We start from the raw sequence: 5,154 nt of genomic DNA, 5'->3' as shown, positions 1-5,154 counted from the left end.
TGGCACCGACACCATTACAATCAACAGGGTTTTGGGTAAACAAGGGAGAAACTTTGGATGTGAATCTAAGCATTGATGGCGCTGCGTTATCTGAGCTTCCTCAATTGTTCATCTCCCTTCCAGATGATAGAACATATAAATTCAAACATGCAGAAAAACATCGCTTAACAAAAGGATCCAATGAAATAGAAATTAATAAAAGTGGGATACTCTATATATATAATGACGCTAAGATAAATAACAGCAACGTTAAAGTCGATTTAATCTCTGGGGGACAACCTTTCCCTCGATTTAAATTGAATGAAAACACTCTAAATGACTGGAAAGAGATGTTGAATGACTATAGTGATATCCCCTATGTTGAGTTAGTTGGAGAGAACATAATTATCACGGCAAAAAAATATCCAGCACTTGAATATATAGAGGGTAATGGCCCTGAAAGGCTAATATCTGGTTGGGATGATGCGATACAATGGGCACAAGAACAATACGGCATTACATCCGATGATCGAAATAGCCCTCATAGGAAAATATCCCACAAATTTCATTTTGTTGATGGCTTAGAACCAGAAGGCACTATTAACAATGATAAATGCTCAGGATCGATGAATGCTTGGATGTGGAGACTAATGGCCTGCTCAGATAATGGTTTGAAAAATATTTTCGTTGTAGAGGACAATAAAGCGGGAGACTGGGGACCATGGCATGAGCTTGGACATCATATGCAAATTCAACCGTTCACCTGGTCAGGGATGGGAGAAGTAACGGTTAACTTAACTTCCTTGTATATAAATCGCAAGTTCAATATTGAATCAAGATTAGAAACAAAAGGCACTTGGGATAATGTGATATTTCCATATTTAAACAAACCTATTAAAGATTTCGATTCATTAAATGTCTGGGGGAAATTAGGGATGTTTTGGCAGTTAGATCTAGCGTTTGGAGAAGAGTTCTACCAACAGTTAGGCTTTAATTACCGTGAAAATAGCATGTATTCTTCTTCTATTTCTAATGACACGAAAATACAAAGATTTGTTATTGAGTCAAGTAAAGCGAGTGGGTTCAATCTAGTCGAGTTCTTTGAGGAGTGGGGCATTAATGTCACTACCAGTACCAAACAGGAAGTTAATTCGATGAAGCTTTCTACTTTGAATGTTCCAATATGGGAAAATAGAGATAACGATATTAAGTACACATTGAAATAGCAAGTAGGTGGCTGATTGTCCGAATTAGTAACATGGCGTTATTAGAACGAAGATAATAATTGTCACCAAAAACTAAGCGAGTCTATGAGTTTAGACTCGCTTTATCGATTCGTATTTTAGCCTGATTGAGAAGTTTGGCCTAAACCTGTTTCTTGAACAATTTTCTATTGGGCAACAGCTTGGCTAAGCCACTGATCAAACTGACTCTTCGGCAATGCACCATTGATCATATCAACCTGCTTACCGCCTTTGAACACCATGATCGTTGGGATACTACGAATTCGGTATTTTGCTGCGAGTTCTTGTTGATCTTCAGTATTGATTTTTATGTGGCGTACTTGCCCTTGTTTGTCCGCTGCTGATTGTTCGAAAACCGGTGAAAAGCCAACACATGGGTTGCACCAAGGTGCCCAAAAATCTATCACTACGGGTTGATCGCTTTGAAGTAATGCGTCTATGTTTGATGATGTCCCCTCAATAGGTGCGCCATCTAATAAGAGCGCCTGACATTTACCACATTTTGGACTTTCTGAAATACGGTCAGTCGGAATTTTATTGAGCCCTGAGCATGATGGGCAACGAGTATTAATGCTAGACATAGGATTCTCTATTCTTTTTATGGTGACGTCGTATTAACGTAATGCTCATTAAGATACGCAAATACGAGGGAATAATAAATAGCACTCCCGTTGGTTATACCTATTGATTTGATAGGACTAGGCTATTGCTGCGGTAAGTTACACGTTGAGATTGCTCTCGATCAACCAGCAAAGAACGATTATCATTGACAGAAATTTATTAACAGAAGTTATCATCTCATGTCATTTCCTGCTTGCCCTAATTGCCAATCTGAATTCGTTTACCAAGACCGAGCGAATCTAATTTGTCCGGAATGCGCTTACGAATGGAATCCCAACGAAACGGAAGACGTTTTTACCGTCTGCGATTTGAATGGCAAACCGTTAGAGCAAGGTGACAAGGTGACTCTGGTTAAAGATTTAAAAGTGAAAGGCAGCTCTTTGAACCTCAAGATCGGAACGAAAGCGATAATCAAGCGAATCATTGAAGGCAAGGATCATCAACTCGATTGCAAAGTGGATGGTGTGGGAGAGATGTTGGTGACCGCGAAATACGTCAAAAAAGCTTGAGCTAACTGCACGTGAATTGAAAAGCATGAATCAAAAGGCTCGAATCGAAAAGCTTGAATAGATAAAGCGCTGCTCGACAAGCCATCATACAACATTCTTCATTTATCAGGGCGACACCAAACGGTGGCGCCCTTTTTTTCGCATTTTCATCGCCATTTATATGAACCTTTCATGACGAGGTTATCTAGATAAGTGAACAGGCTTGTCTAGATAATCGCTTCAAGCACAGTCGCCGTAGGCATTCCCCTGTTTATACCTCTTTCCATTGCAATAACGCTGTCAACGTCTTGAAATATTTTGTTTATAAAAACGACACATACAAACGACACGATAGGGACACTAAACACATAGGTGCCCTGAATTATGGACAGCATTATCGAAGTCACAGGTTTAACGAAAACCTTTGGAAACAACAAAGCCCTCGATGCGGTAAATTTTAGCATTAACTATCGAGAAATGACGGCGTTACTTGGTCCTTCAGGATCAGGAAAATCAACCTTACTTCGCCATTTGAGTGGGCTTGTCTACAGCGACAAAAACGATACTTGTGAAGTTCGAGTGCTTGGCGAAACGGTCCAAGCCAAAGGTCGTGCCACCTCTCAAGTCAGACAATGCCGCGCTCAAGCGGGCTACATATTTCAGCAATTTAATCTGGTCAATCGATTGTCCGTGATGACAAATGTTTTGATTGGCGCAATGAGTAGCACACCTCTGTGGCGAACCCTCAGTGGCAACTTTACTGAGTTACAAAAACAAGAGGCGATGGCCGCATTAGAGCGCGTGGGAATGAAAGATTTTGCGTCTCAGCGTGTATCAACCCTGTCTGGCGGTCAACAGCAACGTGTCGCTATCGCCAGAGCATTGATGCAGAAAGCAAAGATCATATTTGCTGATGAACCTATCGCTTCTCTTGATCCCGAGTCATCGCGGATTGTGATGGAACTGCTGAGCGACATCAATCAAAAAGAGGGCATTCCCGTTGTTGTGACACTGCATCAGGTCGAGCATGCCCTCAAATACTGCAAGCACGTTATCGCCCTGCGAGAAGGAAAGATTTTCTACCAAGGAGAAAGCGCCAATATTGATAAACAAGCATTGGACGCACTCTACTGTTACAAGCCAGAAGTCACAGTCGAACTAGGAGAGCAAACATCACCTATTTCGATTAATAACCCGTCAACCCCTCTTATTAGTTAACACACAAAGGACATTGAAGATGTTACGAGTACTAAAAACGATTGCCTGTGGCGTTGGTCTGCTTACCGCAACGATGACTGCATCGGTTTCAGCTGAAGAGAAAATGGAATCATTGAATTTTGGCATTATCTCAACGGAATCACAGCAGAACTTAAAAACCGTATGGGACCCGTTCTTAAAAGACATGAGTAAGAAACTAGGTATGGAAGTCAAAGCCTATTTTGCGCCGGATTACGCGGGCATCATTCAAGGTATGCGTTTTGATAAAGTTGATGTGGCATGGTTTGGGAACAAGTCTGCGATGGAGGCGGTCGACCGAGCTGGAGGTGAAATTTTTGCTCAAACGGTCGATTCTGAAGGTAACCCTGGTTACTGGAGTCTATTGGTCACTCACAAAGACAGCCCAATCAACAGCGTTGAAGATATGATCGAAAAGCGCTCTGAACTCGCTTTTGGTAACGGTGATCCAAACTCAACATCCGGTTTCTTGGTTCCGTCTTACTATGTTTTCTCGAAAAACAACATTCAGCCATCTGATTTTAAACGTACCTTGAACTCAAGCCACGAAGTGAATTTATTTGCGGTGGCTAACCAACAAGTAGACGTTGCCACCAACAATACGGAAAACATGCGTCGTTTTGAGCGTACTAATCCAGAGAAATATAAAAACATCAAGGTTATTTGGACTTCTCCTCTGATTCCATCTGACCCAATTGTATGGCGTAAGAACCTTCCAGAAACAGTTAAGAACGATGTATACCGCTTCTTCATGGATTACGGCACCACTGGTGATGAGCGAGAGGTGGCGATCTTAAAAGATCTAGATTGGGCTCCGTTCAAACCATCAAGCGACTTGCAAATTTTGCCAATTCGTCAACTTGCGCTTTATAAGCAGCTGAATGCGTTAAGTGCTCAAGCAAAGTTATCTGATGACCAAGTTGAAAAACTCTCTCAAACCAAACGCACACTGGCCGCGTTAAACCGCCAAATGAGTGCGCTTGAAGCGATGGAATAAGCATTGAAATACGCCGAGCTGGAAGGTTTTTGCTTTCCGGCTCAAATTATTCAACTTATTCAAAGAATGATAAGCGCAACGAACGAAACTCAACCAATGCGACTAAAACAAAGTCGTAAACCAAATCAAGCCTGCTCTGTTGAACTTCGTATTTTAACGAGCTGGATTACAAACAACCGTCTGATGGATCGACATAATGAGCAGTAAAACTCTAGTACTCCCAATACACCCTATCTCGCAATGGAAGCGCTTTGCTTCGATGTTGTTGATAGCACTCATACTCGCGTGGTCATGGCAGGGCGCGGAAATGAATCCAGCTCAGTTAATTGAAGACTCAGGGAACATGGTCGAGTTGGCCTCGGATTTTTTCCCTCCGGATTTCACTCACTGGAAGCTCTATGTAGAAGAAACACTCATCACCATTCAAATAGCACTATGGGGAACGATTCTCGCGGTTCTACTTTCGATTCCATTCGGTTTGCTTTGTTCTGACAATATTGCCCCGTGGTGGATATATCAACCGATGCGACGATTGATGGATTCGGCGCGTGCGATTAACGAAATGGTCTTTGCCATGCTGTTTGTCGTG

The 5,154-nt window shown here is 42.1% G+C and carries 7 protein-coding genes; 6 read left to right on the top strand and 1 reads right to left on the bottom strand.

Going from position 1 to position 5,154, the window contains the following annotated elements; all coding sequences use genetic code 11:
- A partial coding sequence (locus ACP45E_RS14515) for a M60 family metallopeptidase (protein WP_206743906.1) occupies window positions 1–1,205 on the top strand: 1,205 nt, incomplete at its 5' end.
- Between the two features lie 164 nt (window positions 1,206–1,369).
- On the opposite strand, the gene trxC is transcribed toward ACP45E_RS14515, so the two are convergent.
- Complete coding sequence (trxC, locus tag ACP45E_RS14510) at window positions 1,370–1,804, bottom strand: thioredoxin TrxC (RefSeq protein WP_017036604.1); 435 nt, start codon at window positions 1,802–1,804, stop codon at window positions 1,370–1,372.
- A 219-nt stretch (window positions 1,805–2,023) separates the two neighbouring features.
- On the opposite strand from trxC, the gene ACP45E_RS14505 reads away from it, so the two are divergent.
- The 5 genes from ACP45E_RS14505 to ACP45E_RS14485 all read left to right on the top strand — a co-directional run.
- Window positions 2,024–2,353, top strand: a complete 330-nt coding sequence (locus ACP45E_RS14505; protein WP_017037417.1) for a zinc ribbon domain-containing protein YjdM — start codon at window positions 2,024–2,026, stop codon at window positions 2,351–2,353.
- A 363-nt stretch (window positions 2,354–2,716) separates the two neighbouring features.
- Window positions 2,717–3,550: a phosphonate ABC transporter ATP-binding protein gene (phnC, locus tag ACP45E_RS14500; RefSeq protein WP_017036606.1), complete on the top strand. Its 834-nt coding sequence runs from the start codon at window positions 2,717–2,719 to the stop codon at window positions 3,548–3,550.
- Between the two features lie 19 nt (window positions 3,551–3,569).
- Window positions 3,570–4,565 carry a phosphonate ABC transporter substrate-binding protein gene (gene phnD, locus ACP45E_RS14495; protein ID WP_017036607.1) on the top strand — a complete coding sequence of 332 codons (996 nt, stop codon included), beginning with the start codon at window positions 3,570–3,572 and terminating at the stop codon, window positions 4,563–4,565.
- A 3-nt stretch (window positions 4,566–4,568) separates the two neighbouring features.
- Window positions 4,569–4,772, top strand: a complete 204-nt coding sequence (locus ACP45E_RS14490) for a hypothetical protein (protein ID WP_017037418.1) — start codon at window positions 4,569–4,571, stop codon at window positions 4,770–4,772.
- Window positions 4,762–5,154, top strand: a 393-nt coding sequence (locus ACP45E_RS14485) for a PhnE/PtxC family ABC transporter permease (RefSeq protein WP_426511338.1), incomplete at its 3' end; no start/stop codon positions are given. The genes ACP45E_RS14490 and ACP45E_RS14485, both read left to right, overlap by 11 nt.

This window comes from Vibrio genomosp. F10 str. 9ZD137 (assembly GCF_049974785.1).
Taxonomy (GTDB): domain Bacteria; phylum Pseudomonadota; class Gammaproteobacteria; order Enterobacterales; family Vibrionaceae; genus Vibrio.
Note: the sequence above shows the minus strand (reverse complement) of the source record. Positions and strands in the feature narration are given on the sequence as shown.